Source organism: Bacteroidales bacterium, assembly GCA_041671145.1.
GTDB lineage: Bacteria > Bacteroidota > Bacteroidia > Bacteroidales > JAHJDW01 > JAQUPB01.
Window position 1 is genome coordinate 51,634 of the sequence record JBAZBZ010000001.1, and the last position, 24,069, is coordinate 75,702.

Genomic DNA, 24,069 nt, shown 5'->3' on the forward strand with positions numbered 1-24,069 from the left:
TTTACTGTATTACTTTTTATTTATATTTGATTTTAATTCCTGTTTTAAGAATTTCAAAAGCAAGAGGATTTGAAATATTAAAGTCAGATTCGTTTATAGGGTGCGGTTCGATATCAATTGAAAACTTGCGGCGAAGTATCATTAGCTGAATCTGAAAGTCAATTACATCTTTTACATCAGGCATTATAATTGCAAGGTCAATATCACTATCATCATTAAATTTATTTTTAGCATAAGAGCCGAACAAATATGCTTTGTTTATTGCTATTTTTTTTTCGTGTACTAAAAAACTTAAATATTCTGCAGCTATTTCAATTGCTTTTCTTTTATCCATTGTCGTAGTTCTGTTATATTATTTATCCATTTTTTAGTAAATACTTGTGTGCATTTTTTATAAAAAGTTTGTTTATAATCATCGTATCGGGCATTAATATTAAATGTCGTTATTGTATCTAAAATCAATTTTTGTTTTTCATTCAAATTAATTTCTGACTTTAATGCTAATTTAAGCAAATCATGAATTAGTGGAGGATGAGTTTCGCTATTTCTTACATAACATGCTTTTAATAATTTTTCAATTACTAAATGCCCGACAAATAAACTCCAGCTATAACGTTTAGCATTATACAAATCAAGCATTGTTCCATAATCCGAATCGGACATATTTTCCCATGCTTTTGCAATCACTTCTATATTTATTACCTTATTTTTATTTGTATTCACAAACTATTTTATTTAAACAAAATTAATCATTTTTTTATTTCTAACAACCAATAATAACTTAACAATTCAGCAGTTCAATTTCCGGCATCTAACTTCTATCTTCCTCCCATTTGCTGCATATTCCTCATCATTCTCATTGCATTTTTCGGATTTGTCATCAATCGCATCATTTTGCGCGTATCCTCAAATTGCTTAATTAGTTTGTTTACTTCCTGAATGTTTGTTCCGCTGCCATCGGCAATCCTTTTTCTCCGGGTTCCGTTTAAAACATCAGGATTTTTTCTTTCTTCTTTTGTCATAGAACAAATAATTGCTTCAATACCTTTAAAAGCATTATCTCCAATGTCAACATCTTTCATCATTTTACTCATTCCGGGAATCATACCTGCAAGGTCTTTTACATTTCCCATTTTTTTTATTTGCTGAAGTTGTGCATAAAAGTCATCAAGATTAAATTGATTTTTTGCAATTTTCTTCTGAAGTTTTTGTGCTTCCTCAACATCATACTGTTCCTGTGCCCGCTCAACAAGTGATACAATATCGCCCATGCCGAGTATTCTGTCTGCCATGCGTTCGGGATAGAAAATATCTATTGCATCAACCTTTTCACCTGTACTTACAAATTTTACAGGTTTATTCACAATGCTTTTTATTGTGAGTGCGGCACCGCCTCTTGTATCGCCATCCAATTTTGTCAAAACAACTCCGTCGTAATCGAGTTTGTCGTTAAATGCCTTTGCGGTATTAACAGCATCCTGACCTGTCATTGCGTCAACAACAAATAATATTTCATGTGGATTCAAAGCTCTTTTAAGAGCTGCAATTTCATTCATCATTTCTTCATCAATAGCCAAACGACCAGCAGTATCAACAATTACAGTGCTTATTCCGAATTCCTTTGCATGAGAAACCGCTGCTTTTGCAATTCCGACAGGGTCTTTGCTTTCATCTTTAGAAAAAACTTCAACATCAATCTGTTCGCCTAAAACTTTTAACTGCTCAATGGCTGCCGGACGATAAACGTCGCAGGCAGCAAGCAAAACAGTTTTTCCTTTTTTTGATTTCAGGTAATTTGCAAGTTTTGCCGAAAATGTAGTTTTTCCCGAACCCTGCAATCCTGCAATTAAAATTATGGCAGGCGTTCCTTTAATATTGATATCGGTTTTTTCACTGCCCATCAATGATACAAGTTCATCATGAACAATTTTAATCATCAATTGCCCGGGCGAAACTGCTGTGAGAACATTCTGTCCTAATGCCTTTTCCTTAACTTCTTCGGTAAAAGTTTTTGCAATTTTATAATTAACATCCGCATCAATCAATGCTTTTCGGACTTCTTTCAGCGTTTCGGCAATATTTATTTCGGTGATTTTCCCTTGCCCTTTTAAAATTTTAAAAGCCCTGTCAAGCTTGTCACTTAAATTATCGAACATATTTGAAAATATTTAAAATATTCTGTAAAATTATAAAATAAAGTGAAAGCTAAAAAATAAATTTTAGAATTGAGAATTTAAAAATTGGAAGATTAAAAGATTTAAGAATTACGAGATATGATTAAGAGGTGCTATGATTAAAATTTATGAATTTACAAAAAAAATATCGAACATCGAATACAGAATGTCGAATTTCGAAGTTTTTTATTAATGACCAATGAATAGTGGCTATTGTTTAGCATCCCAGGTATCTTGCTATAACTAATCTTTGTATTTCGGATGTACCTTCACCAATTTGTAAAAGACGCTGGTCGCGATAGAAACGTTCGATATCGTAATCTTTCATCAAGCCGTATCCACCGTGGATTTGAACGGCTTCATCGGCAACTTCTTTTGCAATTTCAGAGCAATAAAGTTTTGACATTGCTGCTTCCATTGCGAATGGCTTATTATTATCTCTCAGCCAGCATGCTTTGTAAAGTAGATTTCTTGCTAATTCCACTTTCATTGCCATGTCGGCAAGTTTGAATGCAACTGCCTGCTGCTTGCAAATGGGCTTTCCGAATTGAACTCTTTCTTTTGAATATTGCAATGCGAGTTCAAACGCTCCCTGTGCTAATCCAAGTCCCATGGCACCAATAGCCAATCTTCCGCAATCGAGTGTGCTGAGCATGATTTTGGAACCCTGCCCCCTTTCACCAAGGAGGTTTTCTTCGGGAACTTTGCAATCGTCGAAATACAATTCAGCAGTATTTGAAGCTCTCCACATCATTTTATCGTGCATAACTTTAGCAGTAAAACCAGGAGTTCCGTTTTCAACAATAATTACAGAAAATTCTTTTTCTCCTTTTTTATCAGTGCCGCTTACAACCTGAACAATAGAGCCAAGTGTTATTTCGGATGATGCATTTGTAATAAAAATTTTAGAACCATTGATAGTCCATTTGCCATCTTCGAGTTTGGCAATGGTTTTTGTTCCCCTTGAATCGGAACCTGCATTAGGTTCGGTAAGACCAAATCCGAACAAGTGTTGACCTGAACAAAGTTTGGGTAAATATTTTTTCTTGTGTTTTTCATTTCCGAAGTAATAAATCGGATTCATGCCGAGGGAATTGCCTGCTGCAACAGTTACTGCCTGGGAACTGTCAACTCTTGCCAACTCTTCAACTGCAATTATGTATGAAAGATAATCTAATCCCTGTCCGCCGTATTCCTGTGAAACAATCATACCAAACAAACCGATTTCTCCCATTTTTTTTGTGAGTTCGACAGAGAATTTTTGATTGTCGTCAAGTTCCCTTGCCAGAGGTTTAATTTCACGTTCAGCAAAATCTCTTACGCTTTCTCTGATAAGATTATGTTCTTCTTTTAAAATATACATATTTTAAAATATTTAATAATTTCATAAATAAAAAGGAAAAAATATAATAAACCTGACAGGTTTTTTTTTCAAAACCTGTCAGAGTTTATTTTCAGAAAAAATTATATTCCTACATCAGGAACAAATTTATAGGCATACATTATCATACCTGTTTTTCCGTCTTCGTTCATGCGGCGGAACTTGGCAATAAGCTTATCTCCTGTTTTCAGTTCTTCAGGATTGCAATCGGTAATTTGTGCCAGTATTTTTGTTCCGTCATCAAGTTCAACTATTCCAACAGCGTACGGAGCAAGGTCACTAAAGCCCTCAGGTGCTGTTCTTATAATAGTATGAGTAAAGAGTTTCCCTTTTCCTGAGAGTTTGTATTTTGTAAACTCCCGGGATTTACAGTCGGGACAGATGATTCTTGCAGGGAATAGAACTTTCCCGCATTTGGAGCATTTCACTCCTTCCATTCTGTATCTTTCGGGCGTTTCACGCCAATGTCTTGCTACTTCCATTTATTTTGCCTCCAATATATGAATTACACAACTACCGCCGGAACCTCCCATGTTTTGCGTCAGGGCTGTTTTGGCATTTTTAATTTGACGCTTTCCTGCTTTACCGCGCAATTGTAATACGGCTTCGCATACTTGTGCTACACCGGTTGCGCCTACAGGATGTCCTTTTGATTTTAATCCGCCTGATGGATTTATCGGGAATTTACCGGTTAACGATGTTAATCCGGAAACAGTTGCGGGACCGCTTTGTCCGGGTTCAACTATTCCTAATGCTTCAATCACCATTAATTCGGCTATTGTAAAACAATCATGCACTTCAGCGAAGTTAATATCTCTGATGGTTTTGCCTGCCATCTTCAATGCACGTTGTCCTGCTAACTCAATAGCATCAAGTTTCAGAATGTCTCTTCGCTGACAAAGCTGAATTGTATCAGTTGCTACGCCTATTCCGCTAATCACCACTAATGGTTGCTTGCCGAGTTTCTTTGCTTCATCAACCGTTGTGATGAGAACAGCGGCTGCACCATCCGTAACAGGTGAGCAATCGAACAAACGTAAAGGGTCAGCTACCATTGCTGATTTAAGAACCGTATCCTTTGTAATTTCCATTGGAAATTGCGAATGAGGATTCAATGCACCGTTGCGATGATTTTTCACTGCAACTTCTGCAAGCTGGTCTCTAGTTGTTCCGTATTTTTCCATGTGAGCTTTTGCCATTAATGCATACAAGCCCGGAAAATTTATTCCGTGAAATGCTTCATAATCTCCATCGGCAGCGGTTGCAAGTGCATGAGTTGCCTGATTTCCGTCAACATCATTCATTTTTTCAACGCCGAGAGCGAGAACATAATCCGACATTCCTGATGCCACTTCCATGAATGCTGAACGCACAGCCATTCCTCCCGAAGCGCATGCAGATTCAACACGTACTGCAGGTGTTCCGAGTCGTCCCATATAGTCAGGGATTAAACTTGACAGATGTTCCTGTCCGTTAAACAAACCACCCGACATGCAGCCGATAGTGATTGAATCAATCCTGTCGGTTCCTGCATCACTCAAGCAGTTTAAAGCAGCTTCAACAGCGATATCTCTGAGTGATTTTTCCCAGAGTTCGCCGAATTTGGTCATTCCAATACCAATAATTGCTATATCTCTCATATCTTTTTCCTCCTATTCTGGTTTAAGTATTTTACGTCTGAATTTGGCATATTGACCGTATTCAAGATATAATTTATGTTCATCTAATTGTTTTCTTACTTTCGGAACCATGTTACGAACTTCGTTTAATCTTTCAGTGGTTTTAAAGATGAAAGCATCGCTGCCTGCACCTGAACCGTAAGAAACAATGAGAATAAGCTCGTTTGGTTTTGCTTCATCAAGCGTGGCTGCTAATCCGAGTGGAGAAGAACCTGAATATGTATTTCCGAGTGTTGGAGTTAAAAGTCCATGACGGAATTGAGGTTCTTTGAAACCAAGCTTTAACGCCATTTGCACAGGAAATTTTCCATTCGGCTGGTGAAATATCATGTAATTGAAATCTTCGGGTTTCATTTTTGTTTTTTCCAAAATTGCATTCACTGCACCTGAAACATGTTTCATATATGACGGTTCACCTGTGAATCGTCCGCCATGCTCAGGATAATGAGCATGCTCGCGACGCCAAAAATCAGGAGTGTCGGTCATATAACAATGTGTGTCTATCAGTTCTGCAACTATTTTATCAGCGCCCATAACATAAGCTGCGGCACCTGCTGCTGCAGAATATTCTAGTGCATCACCGGGAGCTCCCTGTGATGTGTCGGCACCGATACCGAGTGCATATTTCACTACACCGGATTTTACAAGATGCAGAGCAACAAACATTGCTTCTGTTCCTGCTTTGCAGGCAAATTCAAAATCTGCCGTGTGCACATAAGGACAAGCCCCAAGTGCTTCCGAAACTATAGTTCCGGTTGGTTTTACTGCATAAGGATGAGATTCGCTTCCTACGTATACAGCACCAAGTTCCTGAGGATTTATACCGGCTCTTATAATTGCATTTTGCGCTGCATTAACTGCAAGCGTTGCACAATCTTCGTCAGGAGCAGGAACAGATTTTTCGTTTAGGTTCAATCCCCGCTTGTATGACGGAGCATCGGCACCCCAAACTTTTGCTATTTCCTCTACCTTTATCCTGTAACGTGGAATTTGCGTTCCATATCCCACTATTCCTACCATAATTTTACCTCCTTGTTTTTTATTTATTTAAGTTAATTTATTTCTTAATCAATTTGGTAAAATTAAAATTAAAAAATTAATTTTCAAAAATAATTTTAATAATAATAATTGAAATTCAGATTTTATTTTAGGGCACCTAATAACATATCAAAAAAATTAATTCTGCAACAATCTGTTTTAATATTCGATTATCAATTGCAAAACTAATTTGTTTTAATACTAGAAACGCTATTTTTAGTTGTTCGGGGAACTATTATATTTTTATTTCAATGCCGTATTTTTTTATTTCAGCGATAAAAGGGTCGCCTGCTTTAAAATAAGCTGTAGGATAAGTTTTTGGTTGTATATAGATATAATTTGTCAATGTATTAACGAATAATTGAATGTCATTGAAACCTATGCCAACAAATTCATCGGCAACCATGGCAACATCAATATCAGAATATTGATGTTGTTTATTTTTTGCATAAGAACCGAACAGTATCACTTTTTTTAAATGTAATCCGGAGTTTTTAACCTCTTTTGCAAATGACTGAACCGTGTTTATTGCAGTTTGCTGAGTAAACATTTTTTAATATCTTTAACTTTATTCAATATATCATGAGTGAAATCCAGAGTACAAATTTTGTAAATCTTTAATGTGTAATCAGGATATCTTGCTTTCAAGCTGAAAATCATTGAAAGTAGCCAGAAAGTTTTTTTGTTCTTTTGTTAAATCAACATTGGCAGAATTAAGAATAATTAAAAGATTGTGAATTTTGGGCGGATGATTGCCTTTATTATTTTTACCCAAAGCGCTTTACATATTTTTTCGATATGTAAATGGGCAAAAAATAAACTGTATAAATATTTCTTTTGTTTAAATAACACCTGCGAAACTTCCCAATCCTTTTCAGAAGTGTCAATCCAGTATTTTATAAAATCCTTTTTTATCATAATATTTCCGAAAATGCTTTAAGCGATACTCATTTTTATGTGAAAACAAATATACAACCAAGTATTATGAAAAACAAATTTTAAGTAATGACTAATGACCTATTTACTTTCTTCAAAAATAATAAGAGGTTTACTGCTATCAACCATTTCGCCTACTGATGTGTTTATTTTTTCTATTTGAGCATCTTTTGGGGCAATAATATTGTTTTCCATTTTCATTGCTTCCACAACAAGCATGATTTCTCCTTTTTTAACTTTGTCTTTATCCTTAACATTAAGTTTGATTACTTTTCCGGGCATAGGTGAAAAAATGTGATTTGTATCTTCGGCATGTCCGCCGCTTGCTCCCGAAAAAACATCTTCTTTTACAAGAACATCTTTACGTATCGCATTGAAAATATTACCGTCGCAGGAAATATGAGCTTCACCTTTTGAACCTACGGAAACATAAGTTGTACAAACATCATTGTTAATAACCGTATCTATTTTCCCGTCAATAATCCTTATGACGAAAACAAAATATTTTTTACCTTCTATTTCAAATTCATATTTGTTGTTTTCTTCACTGTTAATGAATACTGTAATTTCCTTTCCTTCGAAATCAATTCCGAATTTCATTACATCTCGCCAATATCCTATAGTGTTCCATATATTCTCCTGAGTTTTCTCTTTTATATTTAAACTGTATATGAGATAAGAAATAAGTGGAATATGTGACGGAATGCAGTTTTTGTTTAATTCGCATGAAGAAAGCATTTCATCTTTATACTCTTCGCAAAACTTTGTAGATATTGTGTTTTTGATATACGCATCGTGTTGAAGCAAGTTAATAAGGTATGAAACATTTGTTTTTATTCCATGAACAATATAATCTTTAAGAGCTGATTGCATTTTTTTTCGGGCATTTTCCCTGTCAACACCCCAAACAATAAGCTTACTGAGCATTGGGTCAAAAAAACTTTCAATAACAGTTGCACTTTCAATACCGGTATCAATCCTCACTCCTTCGCCTGAAGGTTCTTTGTAATATGTCATTTTTCCGGGAGAAGGCATAAAATTATTTTCAGGGTCTTCGGCATATACACGACATTCTATTGCATGACCGGTTTGTTTGATGTCTTCCTGTTTGAATGAAAGCGGATTTCCGGCAGCAACTAATATTTGTTCTCTCACAATGTCAATGCCGGTAACCATTTCCGTAACCGGATGCTCAACCTGAACGCGCGTGTTCATTTCAAGAAAATAATAATTCTGATTTTTGTCAACGAGAAATTCTATTGTGCCCGCATTGTTATAGCCAATTTCCTTTCCGATTTTCACTGCTGTTTCGCCCATCTTCTGTCTCACCGCATCAGTCAATGTTGGTGAAGGAGATTCTTCTATGATTTTCTGGTATCTTCTCTGAATGGAACATTCTCTTTCAAAAAGATGAACTACATTTCCAAAGTTATCACCGATTATTTGTATTTCAATATGACGAGGTTCTTCAATAAATTTTTCAATATAAACCGCCCCATCGCCGAAATATGATTTTGCTTCGCGACTTGTTGATTCTATCGCATTTTCAAGTTCTTTATCATTATATACTATTCTCATTCCTTTTCCTCCACCACCTGCTGCTGCTTTAATAAGCAATGGATATGGTATTGTCTTTCCTGCTTTAAGCAATGTAACTGCATCACCGGTAACACCTTCCGTCATCGGGATTTTGATTTTCTTTGCAAATTCCCTTGCCTCTATTTTATTTCCCATAATTTTCATCGCTTTTATATTAGGTCCGATGAAAGTAATTCCTGCATCTTCGCACGCTTTTACAAAAAGAGAATTCTCCGCAAGAAACCCATAACCCGGATGTATACCATCACATTTGGATTTTAAAGCAACATCAATAATTTTTTTAATGTTAAGATAAGTGTCATGCAATTCAACTCTTCCGAGACAATATGATTCGTCGCCCGATTTAACATGTAGTGCGTCTGCTTCAACTTCGGAATAAACCATCACGGTTTTTATTCCTAATGCTCTTGCTGATTTAGCAACTCTGATAGCTATTTCGCCTCTGTTTGCAATTAATATTTTATTGAATAATTTCATTTTAATTATGTTTAATTTTTATGCTTTTCTTTATTTAGTACCTATTTAAAACTTTCTGCTTTGCGTCGCACCATACATTTTAGCAATTAAATATTTTCTTCTTGCGACGCTGAACACGTTGGCATTTACTTACCCCGTGCTGAAGCACGGGGCTATTAACATTTAAACCCAATGGGTTTATTCCAAATAAACTGACTTATAAACAAACAATAATTAACTACAAACCACAAACTACAAACATTTTCAACTTTATATAAATAAATTAATTTCAAAGCTAAAAACACTCGTATTGCGTTTAAAAAATAAATAAATTCTAAAAGTACTAATAATACTAATATTATAAAACGTTCTTTGATTTTACGATTTCAAAACATAAATATTTGCAAAAAATATTTATGCATAAAGGTAAGTTTGTTTTCGCTCAATTAATGGATTTTGTGAATCGCTATGAATTTGATAAATGTGTTGAACGCTACAACGGAGATTATAAGACACGCGATTTTAATTGTTGGTGTCAATTTCTATGTATGACATTTGGACAATTGACACACAGAGAAAGTATCAATGATATTATAACTTGTTTAAACGCCCATTATAATTCAGTTTATCACATGGGAATAAAGCAAGTTGTATCGATATCAACATTAACTCGTGCAAATAAAAACAGAGATTGGCGGATTTATGCTGATTTTGCTAATTATTTACTTAGCATAACTCGTCCTCTTTATCACGATAATAGTGATTTTGCTCTTGATTTAGAAAATACGGTTTACGCATTTGATTCAACAACGATAGACCTTTGCTTACGTACATTTATTTGGGCAAAGTTCAGAAAAGCAAAAGCAGCAATAAAGCTTCATACTCTTATTGATGTAAGAGGTAATTTGCCAACATTTATTTACATCACAGACGGGAAAGTTCATGATATAAACGCACTGGATGAATTACTTTTTGAAAAGGACGCTTTTTATGTTATGGATAAGGCATATGTTGACTTTGAAAGACTTTTTAAAATCACAAAGGCAAACTCTTTCTTTGTTGTTAGAGCAAAAGACAACCTTAACTTTCGTTGTATTAAATCGCAAAAGATTGATAAATCAACAGGGTTAAGATGCGACCAAACAATAAAGCTGCTGACAAAGAAGTCTGCTTTAGATTATCCGATTTATTTGCGAAGAATTAAATATTACGATAAAGAAAATGATTTGCTATTGGTGTTCTTGACAAATAATTTTGAAATATCAGCAACATTAATTGCAATGCTTTACAAACAAAGATGGCAGGTTGAATTATTTTTTTAATGGATAAAACAACATCTTAGAATAAAAGTATTTTGGGGACGTTCGCCAAATGCGGTAAAAACGCAAGTTTGGATTGCTGTCTGTTCCTACATACTTATAGCATACATAAAAAAACAACTTAATGTGAAATTATCGATGTATGAAATGTTACAAATTTTAAGCGTGTCATCATTTACAAAAGAGCCGATTAAAGAGCTGTTTACAAACATGTCAAAGAACAATGAAAATATATTATCGTCTAATCAATTGAATATCTTTAACTAATAACGCAATACAAGTGAGCTAAAAACTATAAACTGGGAACTGTAAACTAAACAACCCATTTCGGTTTTCTTTTTTCCAGAAATGCTGCCATTCCTTCCTGTCCTTCTTCGGATGCTCTTATGTCTGCTATCATTTTTGCTGTATATTCCTGTGCTTGCTCAAATGTAAGATTATTTGAAATATTGAAAATTAAATTTTTACATTGCGTCATCGCTTCGGGTCCACTTGTTTTCAGCAATTCAACAGCTGAATTAACGTACTCATCAAGCTTTTCAGGAGGAAGAGATTTATTCACCAACCGGTAATATTCTGCTTCTTTTCCTTTTATTCTTTTTCCAGAAATCATTAAATCTCTTGCACCAAACTCGCCGACTCTTTTAATAACATAAGGACCAATGCACGCAGGAATAATTCCTATTTTTACTTCACTCAACGAAAATGTAGCTTCATCGGAACAATAAGCAAAATCACAAGCCGATAAAATTCCGTTTGAGCCGCCGAGAGATACTCCATGAATAATAGCAATAGTAGGCTTTTTACAAGTGTAAATTGTGTAAAAACATTTTGCCAGGTTCAAACTCTCGTTATAATTTTGCTCATAACTGTTTTTTGCAACATCACGCATCCAGTTTAAATCCACACCTGCACAAAATGATTTTCCTTTGCCTCTTATAATCAAACATACAACATCATTGCTGTCATTTATTGCTCCAATACAATCAACTATTTCAGCAAGCATCACATCGTTGAAAGCATTATGAACATCGGGGCGATTCAACCACAGAGTTCCAACGCGGTCGTTAATTTCAAATTCTATTGTCTTATAATTATTCATATGTTGTGTTTATTTTTGGTATTGTAATCCATTCCGCAAGTAAGAAATTAAACTTTGTGAGCTTTGTGTTCTTTGTGGTAAAAAAATATAACCACAAAGTTCACAAAGAAAATTTCACAAAGAACGCAAAGGACTATACTTGATTTATTATGCTATATTTATTTAATGTAAAACATATTTATTAACAGTTTCTAAATGGTTTTAGCAATTCAACAATTTAGCAATAAAACAATGAATAAAAAAATTACATTCTAAACACTCCATATCTATGTTCAGGGAATTTTTGATTTAACGACATTGCAATTCCCATCGCAATAATTTTTCTTGTATCCACAGGGTCTATTATTCCATCGTCCCACAAACGTGAAGTGCTGAAATATGCCGAGCCTTCTGCTTCATATTTTTCGAGAATGCTTTTTCTTAATGCTGCCTCTTCTTCTTTTGGCAATGTTTTTCCTTTTGCAGCAAGTTGTTCCTGCTTTACCTGCACTAAAACTCCTGCTGCCTGTTCGCCACCCATAACCGAAATTTTTGCATTGGGCCACATAAATAGAAGTCGCGGGTCATAAGCTCTTCCTGCCATTGCGTAATTGCCTGCACCAAATGAACCACCAAATATTACAGTAAACTTAGGAACATTTGCATTTGCCACTGCGTGTACTAACTTCGCTCCGTCGCTTGCTATTCCTCCTCTTTCATATTCCTTGCCAACTATAAAGCCGGTAATATTCTGAAGAAATAGTAATGGTATTTTTCTTATCGTGCATAACTCTATGAAATGAGCTGCCTTCAATGATGTTTCAGAAAATAAAACACCGTTATTTGAAATTATTCCCACAGGGAACCCCATTATATTTGCAAAACCTGTAACTATTGTCGGGGCATATCGTGCCTTGAATTCATGAAATCTGCTTCCGTCAACTATTCGCATTATTATTTCTCTTGAGTCAATTGCCTTTTTAAAATCAACGGGTGCTATGCCGTATAATTCTTCAGGGGGATATGCCGGTTCTTCTATTGGGGAAAGTTCTATCGTCTGCTTTTCCTTTACTCTGAGAGTTTCGAAAATATTTCTGCAAATCTGAATTGCGTGTGAATCGTTTTCGGCAAAATGATCGGAAACTCCCGAAATAGAAGTATGAACATCGGCACCGCCGAGTTCTTCCGCAGTAACTTCTTCGCCTGTTGCTGCCTTCACCAAAGGCGGACCGCCGATAAATATTGTTCCCTGTTTTTTTACAATTATTGTTTCATCACTCATTGCCGGAACATAAGCTCCTCCTGCCGTACACGAACCCATAACTATTGAAAGCTGCGGAATGCCCATAGCAGAGAGCTTTGCCTGATTATAGAAAAACCTTCCGAAATGATATTTGTCGGGAAAAACATTTGCTTGTTCAGGAAGAAACACTCCACCGGAATCCACAAGATAAACACATGGTAAATTATTTTCCATTGCAATTTCCTGTGCACGCACATGCTTTTTAATGGACTCTTTAACATAAGTTCCTCCTTTAACTGTAGCATCATTTGCAACAATAACCGTTTCTTTTCCATGTATTACTCCTATTCCGGTAACAATACCTGCGCATGGAAACTGGTTATCATACATACCATACGATGCCAATGATGATAATTCAAGAAAGGGTGTGTTTGGGTCGAGAAGCAAGTCAATACGTTCTCTTGCCAACAATTTCCCTCTTTTTTTATGTTTTTCCACTGCATCCGCAGAGCCACCCTTTTTTATTTCTCTGAGAGTTTCTTTATATTTATTCAATATAGCTAAAAATGCTTCTTTGTTTTTCTTAAATTCCTCAGAATTTACGTTGATTTTCGTTTCTAATTTATACAAGGTTTGTAAATTTTAGATTTAATAAATAGGATTTACTGCAAATATAAAAAAAACATTAAATTAAAAATTTGAAAGATTAAAAAAGTAGAATTAATAAAAAGAGGCTGTCTAAAAAGTAAAAATTTAGTATTTTTTTTCTCTGTGACTCTCTGTGGATTTTCTGTGAATCTCTGTGTAACAAAAGAATAAAAAATTACACAGAAAACCACAAAGAATGCACAGAGTTACACAGAGCACTTTTAAGTAAATTTAATGTACGATTTTTTTTACTTCTATTAAAATTTTATCCTCATCTGTATTTTTATTTCCGATTTTGTATTTCCATCAATTTCTGTTAAGCCGCTTCCGATAATGTTTTTATTTGAATATGTTGTTCGTGCATATCTCAGCCACAATTCAAAATTTCTGTTTATTTTGTATGAAAAATTTATGTATGTTCTGTATCCTTTATAAAAATATGATGGCAGTGAATACGAATAAAGAACATCGTTTTCGTAAGAATATATTCTTGTATCATAATCATCGGCATCAAATAATGCGAAGCGGAATGATACTGAATACCGGCCTTTGAAAGATGTGTATGAAATGTCCTGAGATAAAAGATAACCGTATTTAATTTGATTTTGAATTTTATAAACAATATATTCTAATCTGTTTTTTAATGAAAGCGAAGGTGAGATTCGATATGAAATATTATATCTATAATTTTGTTTACGATAATTTTCGGTATAGTCAATGTAATAGTCCGTAACATTTGTTGCTTTGCTTTTTTCTTTATAATAAAAATACATATCAACTTTTTTTGAAGGAACAAATTCTATTTGTACGAAATAGTCATAACCTTGTGATGGTGCGTCAACCTGATATTTCAGCCATGGAAAAGAAAAAATATCATAATATGCCGATATGTTAATATTTTTTAGCGGATTAAAAATTATTCCCGAGTATATTCCTTTTTCATTTGCTTTCATGGTGTTTTCTCCAAATGATTTTCCGTATAGATTCTGAAAGTTTCTTTGATAATTTCTTTGGAGCAATGCAAATGAAATTTGTCGGTCAATAGCTACGATTACAGAATTAAGATAAGCAACTCCACCATTTTTGCTTCTTGCAATTTCACCCGAAAACATGAAATTTCTAAATGAAAAATTATAATCACTTCCGATTATAAAATTGTTTCTTCCACTAAATTCAAATTGGTTATATGGGTGAGGTGTCTTTTGCAAAAAGTCGCTGAGTAATGAGTTTAATGCTGTTATTCCAACTGACATTTTTTTGTTTTCAAAAGTTAAATTTGTTCCGCAAATAATTTCTTTAACTGCATCTTTATCGAAAAACTCATTTGGTATAGTATGCAAGCCTGTTTGCTGAAGTGAAGAAATTATTTCGGGTTTAAAATCAGAACTGTCAACAGCAACTATGTTCGCATCGCGTTTTTTACAGGAATATAATGTGGAAAATTTAAAATTTTTATATTCCAATGTTGTGGCAATTCCCCGAAAGAAATTGTTTTCGTCAGTGCCAGTGTATGATTTTATACCAACCGGATTATTTATTATATTTATTGCATCAGAAGATTTGCCCACAGAGAATCCTGAATTCAAAACAAGTCCCTGTCCAAAATCTGCTTGATAATCTCCAATAGCAAGAGTTTTTAATAATCCATAATTTTTCAAAAACAAATGAGCAGAATAAAAATCAAATCCGTTTTTTTGAGAACCTTTTAAAAATTCTTCACCGGCATCTTTTTCAGCAGTGATTCCAAAATTAATTTTATTATTATATTTATAGCAATAACGAGAGTATATACGAAACGGATTGCCCAAATATCTTGAGTTTGGATTTTCTTTATATGCTGAATAAGTTACTGGACTGAATCCTTTTTGTTGTTCAATAATTCTTTGAGAGCGAAAGAAAAATTCATTTTCGCCTTTACTGAAAATGTCTTTAAAATTAAGTTTTAATAAAGAACAGGAATCAATTTTTATGTATGGAAGAATTTTTATTATTGTTGCGTTATCAAATCCGTCAATGCTTTGAAGTTCGTAAAGTGAAATAAGCTTGCCGTTGGTTTTGATATGATTTATGAGATTATTTATTTGCAAACTATTAAGCAAGAACAATTCTTTCAATTCTTCTTCTGTAGCGGTATTTATATTCAATGGGTGTTCTTTTAAAAATTCAAGATTTTCGAGAAGAGTAGAATAATCCAAATCGGATTCGGAATTTTCGGCAATATTTTCAATTCTATTTTCAATTTCATTTTCCTGCGAAAAACAAATAGAAAATGAAAAAATAAAAAATAAAAAAAATATTATGCGGCAATATTTAATAAATGATGTCATAAAAAAATATTACACAGAGTCTCACAGAGCAAACACAGAGAGCCAGAGGGTTTTCTATTTCTTAAATCTTTTGATTCCATTTTTTAGCATTGTCACATTAAAATTGATTAAAAGACCAATTTGTTTATTAGAGAACTTCATGTAAGTCAGAATTTGAGCTTCGTGCACAGGATTAAAAACATCTACTGTTTTTAACTCAACCACCACCACTTTTTCAACTAATAAATCTATCCTATAGCCGCATTCTAATTTTATTTCCTTATAAACAACGGGAACCGGTTTTTGTCTTTCAACATACAAACTTGCTTTTTGTAATTCAAAAAATAAACATTCTTCATAAGCAGATTCTAATAATCCTGGACCCAATGTCCTGTGTATTTCTATAGCACAACCAATAATTGTTCCTGTTATTTTATTAATTTCCATGTTATTTTTCTCCGTGTAACTCTGTATTTACTTTGTGAAACTCTGTGTAATTTTATATTTTTTTTAAAAATCATAAATCATTGAAATAACAGGAGTACAGCCAAGAATAGAATTTGTTTTTGTTGCAAAATCAATTTTAAAAATTTTTAATTCCAAACCAAAACCAAAACAATATTCTGTGGGATTTGTTGATAATCCTGTTCTGAGGAATATTTGCTTTACGATGTGATATTCGAGTCCGGTTTTAAAAAGAGGTTTGAAGTCAATATCCTTTTCTGTTTCGACAGCAAGTAGAACTTTATCGGAAATTTTATAAAGTAAGCCGAGTCGCATTATTGCAGGCACACGTTCATTGTTGTAATCTGCAAGTTTTACTCTGAAAGGATTAAAAATATGAACACCGAGAAAAAGTTTTTTTGCAACTTTTGCCTGCAACCCGGCTTCACCTGTCAGTATTCCCTTGTTTCCATAGTTTTCGGCGATGTGTGTGTATAAATAATCAAGTTGAATTCCTGCCGAAAAATTTTCACCGAATGATTTTCCGAATGCAAAACCGAATTTTGTTTCGTTGAATAATTCAAATCCGAAATAATTAAAGTCGAGTGCGAAAACACCAGATTTTGTTGGTAAAGCAAATGCTAAAGATTTTGAACTTAAGCTGTTTAAAAAAAATCTGTTTTCATAACTAAAACCAACTGAAATATTTTTAATCTTAGATAATCCTGCCTGATTATTGAATGATGACCAAATGTCGGAAAAATTCAATGAAGAAATTCCTAATGCGGCGGAACGTGCACCAATTGGATGATTGTCATAAGCGAATGATTGATGGATTGAGAAAAGAAAAATAAATAAAAAAATATTTTTCAGAATAAATAACCTCATTGTATTATTTTGCTTATTAGTTAGATTATATTATTATTTCTTTTTCTTCGCGGCTTCGCATCTTTGCGGTAATTTTTTTTACCGCAAAGTCGCACAAAGTAAATCACAAAGGCACACTAAGGATTAAAAATTATTCGCTTTATACCGTCTTTTAAATGTCTTACATTAAAATTTACTAACAATCCAAGTTTACATTCGGATAGTTTTAAGTAAGTGAGTATTTGTGCCATGTGTATATCACATAATGAATCAACTGATTTTATTTCGACTATCACACTGTTTTCTACAAATAAATCAACCCTGTATCCTGTCTCGAGCTTAACCTCTTTATAAACGAGTGGTAAAGGTTTCTGTTTGTCAACTTTTAGTCCTGATTGCGCAAGTTCATAATACATACATTCTTCATAAGCACTTTCAAGCAAACCGGGACCTAATGCTGAATGAACCTGAAAAGAACAATCCAATACTTTTTTAAAAATTTCTTCTATATCCATATTTCTGATTTTTTTACTTTGTGTGCCTTTGTGATTTACTTTGTGCGACTTTGTGGTTAAATTAATTTTTTATTATTCGATGTTCGATATTTTTTTATTTTAATATTATTTGCTTCACCACTCTATCTTCGTTTTTTTTGAATTTCATTTTAATAAAATATGTTCCTTTTGGAAATGAGCTGATGTCAACAGAGAAATGATTATCGGATTTGGTTGCATTAAAAATTATTTTTCCCATCATGTCATAAATTATAATATTTGATAAAATTTCTTCGGAAGCAATTTCAAAAACACCATTACATGGATTAGGGTTTATATTTATAATTTTTGAAATATTATTTTTATTAATGTCAGTGTAAGCATTGCTTTGGCTTGTGATAAAAATATCATCAACACCAAGTTCAGGTCTGCTGCCATAGCCGGCAATACTTTGATAGTAGAGCCATCGTAATTGTATTAATGGTTTGTTATTGCAAGTGTCAGGCAATAAAACAGGACCAATAGTATCAATATGCTCTTTGTGTTTGTATGAAGTGGATGTGGAGTCGCTTGTAAAAACACTTGGTTGCGAAAGAGAATGAAAATTTCCCGTATCACCTATTCGGTATTGAAGTTGTATGCTGAAAAATCTGTTTTGTCCTGTTGAACCAGTGCTATAAGTGAATGCAGAATGCATTATTCCTTTCCATTCCACCTGAATGGAGGTGCGGTTAAGCGTATTTAAAGCGAGAACTGCTTCTCCAACATAAGTATTTAATGAGGCGCTTCCAGATAAACAATTATCATATTGAGCCGAGCTTGTGTTTAAAAAACTAAACCCATTAATGCCTTTACCCATTATTCTTGCTCTGCTGGCTAAGTTATATCCGCATACCCAATCTCCCGCAGCTATTGTATTTGTATCGGGAGACACGGTGTTGAATCTGTGAAAAATAATATTGTTGGGATACGTTTCCGCAGGTGAATCTCCTGCCCATTCGGTTAAAGAATAATCTCCTGTGCTTAAATCAAAAGGAACCGGATTTGTTTGTGCTTTCGTAACTGTTGCTGTTGCAACAAACATAATGAAAATTAAAAAATGTTGTTTCATGATTTTTTTGTTTTAAAGGTTAATAATAAAAATGAATACAAATAAATTTTTTGCACAAACATATTTGTAGGAAAATTAAAATAAAAGCACAATTTAGAATTAGATGGAAGGTTTTTAGAATTTGCCGTAAAATTTTTAGAATTTGTAAAAATTATGTGAGGTTCAATAATAAATAAATTTTATTCTCATTATTGAATAACAGTTTCACGACTGCAAAAAATAAGTTTGCAACATAATTTTATAATAGTTATTTTTGTTGAAAATTATCATAACTGATTAAGTGAAAGAAATATATTTGCGTTCAATAAACTTCACTTGAATGAAAGTTTTATTCCAACAAATAAATTAGACAATAATAATTGCTAACAAAAGAATACTACTTGCAAAATATTAAATTATTAAGAGTTGTTAATGATGAAAATGAAATATAAATATATTTTTATTATCTTAAATTGTATTTTAACAGCTTTTACTCAAATAATTTATCATTATACACCGGCAAACGATTCATTGAGTTATTTGCATTTAGCAAAACAATACAGTGAATTTATTTTTTTTGACCCGGTAACAAATTGTACAGGACATCCTTTTTATGCATTTTTTTTGGCGATAGTTGGAAGTATAATTTCATACAACCATTTTTTAATAGGATTTATACAAACTTTGATATTCTGCGTATCTGCTTTATTTTTAATTGGAGAATTAGAAAAATATCTGAATAAAAATTTATTTGGACTTGTTGTTATTATTTTCTTAATTCCCGAAATACATTTTTTCAACGGGTATCTTCTTACTGAATCTCTTGCATTTTCTTTAATACTACTCATTTTTTCGGTAGCATTAAGAATGTATAATCGCGAAGCAACATTATTTAATTTGTTTTTTCTTTCTTTTTTAATAGGACTTATTGTAATAAACAGACCGGAATGCGTAGTTTGTATTTTTCCTGCATTGTACTTAATATTTCCAAAAATTAAAGATAAATTAATTATTCGTATTTTAATAATTATAAGCATTCCAGTATTTATTCTCATGTTAAATGGTTATAAGAATTATAAAACTTTTAATGTTTATAAAATCACTGCTTTTAATGGAGGTGAAGTAATCTATGGCGGGAATAACGAGAATATGGACGGAAGTCATCATCCTTTTGCTCAACACATAGAAATTTTTATTCCAAAAAATAAAATTGATGACTTTAAAAAAATACTATCTCAACCGATGTGCTATACATGCCCTAAACAAGATTCTTTTTATCTTAATCTCGCTATTGATGCTTGGAGAAAAAACACATTTCAGCAATTAGGCGTTATCCCGGTAAAATTTGCTAAAAATTGGCTGCTACCCGGTAATTTTGACATATATACTTCCGATACTACAAAAACAAGAGGTCTTCAGTTCACAAAAATTTTATCAAAAAAATATTTTAATGGCAAGTGGTATATTCCATATAAACATCTTTTATACATAATCATACATTACATATTATTATCAATAATAATTTTTGGATTATTTAAAATTGAAAGAAAAAACAGATTTCAGATGGCAGTGTTATTTTTACTAATGTTCTTTATTTTATTCACTATACCTTTTTCCGGACTCCCGAGATGGCATGTTCCAATATTTCCATTATTAATTATAACATTTACTCCTTTTGCATTAGTATCCAGAGTAGAAAAAATCATAAAACATTTTTTTCGACTTAATACTTAATACTTACGACTTATTACTAATTAAAAGAAAGCCCTCAATTGCACGCTACCGGTATGAATTGCGTGTGTGCCTTCCGATTTTCTGCCTTCGTAGCTTACGTTCATTTGAAGATTATTTGAAAGGTTTTGCTGATACATTAAGTTCCATGTTATGTTTTGTCCGGCTTTAAGTCCTTCGAGCATTTCAAATGCAACAGGAGTGTTATTGTTGGCATTGCTGTAGCTTATGTTAATATAATTTATCTTCGACATCAAGCTTCCGTTTGCTTTAATGTTGTACCGGATTTCAATTCCCGATTTTCTGTTTATAGAGGATTCTTTTAGTCCAATTTTATTTTTCTTTTCTGTATAAGTAAAATTTAAACTCGTTCTGAAAAATGTATTCGGCTGAAAACTCAGGGTATTTTCGGTTTCAAAATAATTAATTGTGTAATCTCTGGAATTAAGATATTCGGATTTGTTGTTTTTATTTCCTTCGGTATAGCCCGCATTTAAAGCAATTTCCCTGATGATATTCCATCGTAATTTTATATTTCTTGTAATAAGCGATTTTGAATCGAACCCGTTTACAAGTAATGTTTTTCCGTTGTTTTCCTGATACCCGAGTTCTATTCCATACTTTGAGGAATTTCTGTTAAAGTAAAAAGTATTACGGAATGATGAATTAAGAGTTAACAAACTGCTGTCGGCAATACGGTTGTTAAAAGGATTATAAGCTTCCAAAGCATCATTAATTGTGGTTTTATGGTCAACATGATATATAGTTTGGTTTGACAAGCGTGAAATGATTTTTTTAAAACCTTTGGCATTGTTGTAAACTATATATGGATTAATATTAAAAACTTCATTAAACTGATTTGAATTACTTTTTATATACTTGTCGGTAGGAACAAAAACTCTTATATAATTTGCCTGGTCGGTGAAAGCAGCAATTTCAAATTCGTTGAGTTCGGGAATACCATTGTTATTGTAGTCAGTCCATGAGTACACACCCTGACCGGTTGCGACTTTTACATAATAAAATTCTTTCTTGACTTCAAGTCCCGAGCCGATTTCATAATAAGTGCCCGAATTGAAAACTCCCTTTAAGAATTTTGTATTATATTCTAAACGACCAAGTAATGAATAATCGCTTTTTAGTTTTGTGATTTCAGTATCGGCGATGGCTAAATTTCGATAAGTAAAATTCAATTTAAACTGATTATTTGCATTTTTAACTAATTCGAGCATGGCACCTGCTTCATCGGCAATTGTGGAGTTTCTGAATTGTAAAAATTTTGGAGCATAATCGAGCCGATGTTTGTAGTTCAATAAAAATTTATTTTTTGTTGAGTCGGAATTTTGAATAAAACCCTCAAATTGCCTGAAGGAAAAACTGTTTTGCTGTAGCGTATCGGAATGGGCTTTCCTGAATGTGTTTACTTCCTGTTCTTCTTTTGCACCGATTGCAATAACTTTCATTTTTTTAGTAAGACATGCTTTTTGCCTTATGAACTGAGTTGTTGATTGTATGCCAGTTGAGTTTAAAAAACTTCCATCAAAAGTAAAGAAGAAATTTTTCTTATTAAGATTTGTGTTTAATAAATTCATGTATGCATTGTAATCAGTGCCTTTAATAAAAGAATTCAATTGATAATTTATGAAATTATTTTTTTTATTTGCAAACGAAAACTTAATTCCTGATAAATGCTCATATTCATTTGCCGTATTATTAGCGATGTTCCAATCTCTTTCAAATTCAGAGCTTCTGTATCGCTCAAGAGGATTAAAGAAAATATTTTTAAATTCATAATTTGCCGAACTTGTCATGCTCCATGTGTTTTTGCTTTTATTACTCAATGGAGTTGTATTTTCAAAATAATATTTTACTGCAAAACCCTGATTATTCTTATCGTCAAGAGGCGAGAAAAGATTAAGGTCGTTGTTGCTCATTGCAACTTCAACACCTGTTTTTGTTCGTTTTGATATAAAGTAATCAAAACCGAGAGTATATAATTGCTGCATTTTAGGAGTAACAAGTAATTCAACGGGTTCATAAGAACCTTGGAGAACACCATTGGTGTCGGGGGCAATCCATTTGAATACTTTTCCGTTGGCAGTGGAATTTATTTGTACATAATTTCCTTTCCCCTGTCCTACTAATGAAAACCCGAGTCGAAATTTTGCACTGTCCGAATTTGTTGAATAAACAAAAACAGTGTCGTAATGAATTGCATGAACTGTTGTATCAACAATTTTATATAAAACTTCATTTTCATCAAATCCCACACTGTCAATATTCGGAAAAATTGCTTTATCAAGATTATTTCCAATATTTTTGAGCAGGATTTTTTTCTGCGGCGTTAAATTCTGCTGTAAAGGTTGGTTTTTTGAGTCCTGTTCGGAATATATATTGAATTTTATTTTTACTTTTTTACTTTCCAACTCGTTGCCCACAAAGAAAGTTGAACGACTGTAATTTTTATCGGAATATTCAAATTCAACAACAATTCTGCTGTCCTTAGTGATTAATTGTTTTGGTGTGAAAGTAATTTCCGCGGTATTATAATCAATAATATAATCATAATCTTGTCCTCTTTTTATTAATGCACCATCAATATAAACTTTTTCAGTGCCTGAAAGTACAACAATGAAAAGTTCATTATTAGCACCTTTTAATTTATAAGGACCTTGATTTCTTTCAATTCCGTTAAATAAATTTCGTGCATATTTGCCTTTTGAAACAGCAGCAGATGCGAATGTTTTTAGGATGAGTGGAGAATCCTTTTTGTTTTTTGATAAATTATTTTTTGTTCCTAAACTTAATCCTTGCACTTTTTTATTGAAATTCATAAAATAACTTTCAGGTCGTTTAATTTCAAAATCACCTGCAGTTAATTTAAAATTTTCATTCGACAATTCAATAAATACTTTGTCGAATTCCTGTAATTGCTGCGTGTTTCCTTCGGGTTGTATCGGAATATTATTATCGGAAATAGCAGCAACTATTTCAATATTATCAGTAAGTTTTCCGGATAGCTGCATATTCAGATTTGAATTTACAACAACATCCTGATTGTTTCCGAATGAAACTCCGCGTGAAATGCTGCCGTTTTTATTTAACCCTCCGGTTTTAAAAATATCATCGGTTGAATTCTTTTCAATCGAAAAAGAAAGTTCATTATAATAACTTTTTCTTTCGGTTTGAATTTTCTGAGGATTTTTATGAAAATAGGGCTTTGTAAATAAATAAGGAAAACCCCTGTAAGAAATTTTAAACTTTGAACCTTGAACTTTGCTCTTTGAATCAAAGATAATTCTCGAATTCGGATAATCAATTTTATAAAATGAAGAATCGACAATTTTGCCTGTACTGTCAAATAAAATAACCGAATTCGGAATTATGCTTAATGTATCAATCTGAATTGTATCTTTCGAAACGCTAATGGTTGAAGTCCTGAAATTGCTTAATTGTTGCGATTTGCAATTATAATATGCAAACACAGAAAATAAAAAAGGAATTATGAAAAAGCTCTTTCTCAAAATAATCGAAATAATTTATGCTAAAATAATAAAAATACTTTCTTTATTTTTGTAAGAAT

18 protein-coding genes and 1 pseudogene are annotated in these 24,069 nt (G+C 32.9%); 2 read left to right on the plus strand and 17 right to left on the minus strand.

The genetic code is table 11. The annotated features are described in order from the left end of the window. Nucleotides 1-16 precede the first annotated feature (16 nt). The 9 genes from WC223_00240 to WC223_00280 all read right to left on the minus strand — a co-directional run bounded on the left by WC223_00240 (nucleotide 17) and on the right by WC223_00280 (nucleotide 9,284). Nucleotides 17-334 carry a nucleotidyltransferase domain-containing protein gene (locus tag WC223_00240; protein MFA6922657.1) on the minus strand — a complete coding sequence of 106 codons (318 nt, stop codon included), beginning with the start codon at nucleotides 332-334 and terminating at the stop codon, nucleotides 17-19. Then, a complete protein-coding gene (locus WC223_00245; GenBank protein ID MFA6922658.1) occupies nucleotides 307-723 on the minus strand; it encodes a HEPN domain-containing protein in 417 nt (138 codons plus the stop codon). Before WC223_00245 ends, WC223_00240 begins: the two co-directional genes overlap by 28 nt. A gap of 95 nt (nucleotides 724-818) precedes the next feature. Next, the gene (gene ffh, locus WC223_00250) at nucleotides 819-2,156 is read right to left on the minus strand and encodes a signal recognition particle protein (GenBank protein ID MFA6922659.1); all 1,338 of its coding nucleotides are present in this window, start codon (nucleotides 2,154-2,156) and stop codon (nucleotides 819-821) included. Nucleotides 2,157-2,391: 235 nt separating this feature from the next. Then, nucleotides 2,392-3,537, minus strand: coding sequence for an acyl-CoA dehydrogenase family protein (locus tag WC223_00255; GenBank protein MFA6922660.1), 1,146 nt, complete (start codon nucleotides 3,535-3,537; stop codon nucleotides 2,392-2,394). Nucleotides 3,538-3,638: 101 nt separating this feature from the next. Continuing rightward, nucleotides 3,639-4,037, minus strand: coding sequence for a Zn-ribbon domain-containing OB-fold protein (locus tag WC223_00260; protein MFA6922661.1), 399 nt, complete (start codon nucleotides 4,035-4,037; stop codon nucleotides 3,639-3,641). Further along, nucleotides 4,038-5,195 carry a thiolase domain-containing protein gene (locus tag WC223_00265; protein MFA6922662.1) on the minus strand — a complete coding sequence of 386 codons (1,158 nt, stop codon included), beginning with the start codon at nucleotides 5,193-5,195 and terminating at the stop codon, nucleotides 4,038-4,040. Nucleotides 5,196-5,207: 12 nt separating this feature from the next. After that, a complete protein-coding gene (locus WC223_00270) occupies nucleotides 5,208-6,254 on the minus strand; it encodes a hydroxymethylglutaryl-CoA synthase (GenBank protein MFA6922663.1) in 1,047 nt (348 codons plus the stop codon). A gap of 253 nt (nucleotides 6,255-6,507) precedes the next feature. Further along, nucleotides 6,508-6,822: a nucleotidyltransferase domain-containing protein gene (locus WC223_00275; protein MFA6922664.1), complete on the minus strand. Its 315-nt coding sequence runs from the start codon at nucleotides 6,820-6,822 to the stop codon at nucleotides 6,508-6,510. Between the two features lie 467 nt (nucleotides 6,823-7,289). Then, the gene (locus WC223_00280) at nucleotides 7,290-9,284 is read right to left on the minus strand and encodes an acetyl-CoA carboxylase biotin carboxylase subunit (protein ID MFA6922665.1); all 1,995 of its coding nucleotides are present in this window, start codon (nucleotides 9,282-9,284) and stop codon (nucleotides 7,290-7,292) included. Between the two features lie 395 nt (nucleotides 9,285-9,679). Here WC223_00280 and WC223_00285 point away from each other — a divergent pair. Beyond that, nucleotides 9,680-10,849 (plus strand): annotated as a pseudogene (locus tag WC223_00285) (IS4 family transposase). A gap of 46 nt (nucleotides 10,850-10,895) precedes the next feature. Here WC223_00285 and WC223_00290 read toward each other — a convergent pair. The 7 genes from WC223_00290 to WC223_00320 form a co-directional block, all read right to left on the minus strand. Then, nucleotides 10,896-11,684 carry an enoyl-CoA hydratase-related protein gene (locus tag WC223_00290; GenBank protein MFA6922666.1) on the minus strand — a complete coding sequence of 263 codons (789 nt, stop codon included), beginning with the start codon at nucleotides 11,682-11,684 and terminating at the stop codon, nucleotides 10,896-10,898. 244 nt (nucleotides 11,685-11,928) lie between these two features. Beyond that, on the minus strand, nucleotides 11,929-13,536 hold the full coding sequence (locus WC223_00295; protein ID MFA6922667.1) for a carboxyl transferase domain-containing protein: 1,608 nt from the start codon (nucleotides 13,534-13,536) through the stop codon (nucleotides 11,929-11,931). A gap of 275 nt (nucleotides 13,537-13,811) precedes the next feature. Then, complete coding sequence (locus tag WC223_00300) at nucleotides 13,812-15,881, minus strand: helix-hairpin-helix domain-containing protein (protein ID MFA6922668.1); 2,070 nt, start codon at nucleotides 15,879-15,881, stop codon at nucleotides 13,812-13,814. Between the two features lie 54 nt (nucleotides 15,882-15,935). After that, on the minus strand, nucleotides 15,936-16,307 hold the full coding sequence (locus WC223_00305; GenBank protein ID MFA6922669.1) for a GxxExxY protein: 372 nt from the start codon (nucleotides 16,305-16,307) through the stop codon (nucleotides 15,936-15,938). A gap of 63 nt (nucleotides 16,308-16,370) precedes the next feature. After that, nucleotides 16,371-17,192 (minus strand): hypothetical protein, encoded by an 822-nt coding sequence (locus WC223_00310; GenBank protein MFA6922670.1) that lies wholly within the window; start codon nucleotides 17,190-17,192, stop codon nucleotides 16,371-16,373. Between the two features lie 116 nt (nucleotides 17,193-17,308). Next, nucleotides 17,309-17,686: a GxxExxY protein gene (locus WC223_00315; GenBank protein ID MFA6922671.1), complete on the minus strand. Its 378-nt coding sequence runs from the start codon at nucleotides 17,684-17,686 to the stop codon at nucleotides 17,309-17,311. Nucleotides 17,687-17,780: 94 nt separating this feature from the next. Further along, a complete protein-coding gene (locus WC223_00320) occupies nucleotides 17,781-18,776 on the minus strand; it encodes a T9SS type A sorting domain-containing protein (GenBank protein ID MFA6922672.1) in 996 nt (331 codons plus the stop codon). A 420-nt stretch (nucleotides 18,777-19,196) separates the two neighbouring features. Between WC223_00320 and WC223_00325 the strand changes: the two genes are divergently transcribed. Continuing rightward, the gene (locus WC223_00325) at nucleotides 19,197-20,489 is read left to right on the plus strand and encodes a hypothetical protein (protein MFA6922673.1); all 1,293 of its coding nucleotides are present in this window, start codon (nucleotides 19,197-19,199) and stop codon (nucleotides 20,487-20,489) included. 20 nt (nucleotides 20,490-20,509) lie between these two features. On the opposite strand, the gene WC223_00330 is transcribed toward WC223_00325, so the two are convergent. After that, on the minus strand, nucleotides 20,510-24,010 hold the full coding sequence (locus WC223_00330) for a hypothetical protein (protein MFA6922674.1): 3,501 nt from the start codon (nucleotides 24,008-24,010) through the stop codon (nucleotides 20,510-20,512). Nucleotides 24,011-24,069 lie beyond the last annotated feature (59 nt).

What these genes read in the sequence shown, in the direction of transcription:
- ffh (MFA6922659.1), bottom strand. Translation starts at nt 2,156, where the DNA reads ATGTTCGATAATTTAAGTGACAAGCTTGACAGGGCTTTTAAAATTTTA.
- WC223_00305 (MFA6922669.1), bottom strand. Translation starts at nt 16,307, where the DNA reads ATGGAAATTAATAAAATAACAGGAACAATTATTGGTTGTGCTATAGAA.
- WC223_00270 (MFA6922663.1), bottom strand. Translation starts at nt 6,254, where the DNA reads ATGGTAGGAATAGTGGGATATGGAACGCAAATTCCACGTTACAGGATA.
- WC223_00265 (MFA6922662.1), bottom strand. Translation starts at nt 5,195, where the DNA reads ATGAGAGATATAGCAATTATTGGTATTGGAATGACCAAATTCGGCGAA.
- WC223_00325 (MFA6922673.1), top strand. Translation starts at nt 19,197, where the DNA reads ATGAAATATAAATATATTTTTATTATCTTAAATTGTATTTTAACAGCT.
- WC223_00300 (MFA6922668.1), bottom strand. Translation starts at nt 15,881, where the DNA reads ATGACATCATTTATTAAATATTGCCGCATAATATTTTTTTTATTTTTT.
- WC223_00315 (MFA6922671.1), bottom strand. Translation starts at nt 17,686, where the DNA reads ATGGATATAGAAGAAATTTTTAAAAAAGTATTGGATTGTTCTTTTCAG.
- WC223_00310 (MFA6922670.1), bottom strand. Translation starts at nt 17,192, where the DNA reads ATGAGGTTATTTATTCTGAAAAATATTTTTTTATTTATTTTTCTTTTC.
- WC223_00290 (MFA6922666.1), bottom strand. Translation starts at nt 11,684, where the DNA reads ATGAATAATTATAAGACAATAGAATTTGAAATTAACGACCGCGTTGGA.
- WC223_00260 (MFA6922661.1), bottom strand. Translation starts at nt 4,037, where the DNA reads ATGGAAGTAGCAAGACATTGGCGTGAAACGCCCGAAAGATACAGAATG.
- WC223_00275 (MFA6922664.1), bottom strand. Translation starts at nt 6,822, where the DNA reads ATGTTTACTCAGCAAACTGCAATAAACACGGTTCAGTCATTTGCAAAA.
- WC223_00255 (MFA6922660.1), bottom strand. Translation starts at nt 3,537, where the DNA reads ATGTATATTTTAAAAGAAGAACATAATCTTATCAGAGAAAGCGTAAGA.
- WC223_00320 (MFA6922672.1), bottom strand. Translation starts at nt 18,776, where the DNA reads ATGAAACAACATTTTTTAATTTTCATTATGTTTGTTGCAACAGCAACA.
- WC223_00240 (MFA6922657.1), bottom strand. Translation starts at nt 334, where the DNA reads ATGGATAAAAGAAAAGCAATTGAAATAGCTGCAGAATATTTAAGTTTT.
- WC223_00280 (MFA6922665.1), bottom strand. Translation starts at nt 9,284, where the DNA reads ATGAAATTATTCAATAAAATATTAATTGCAAACAGAGGCGAAATAGCT.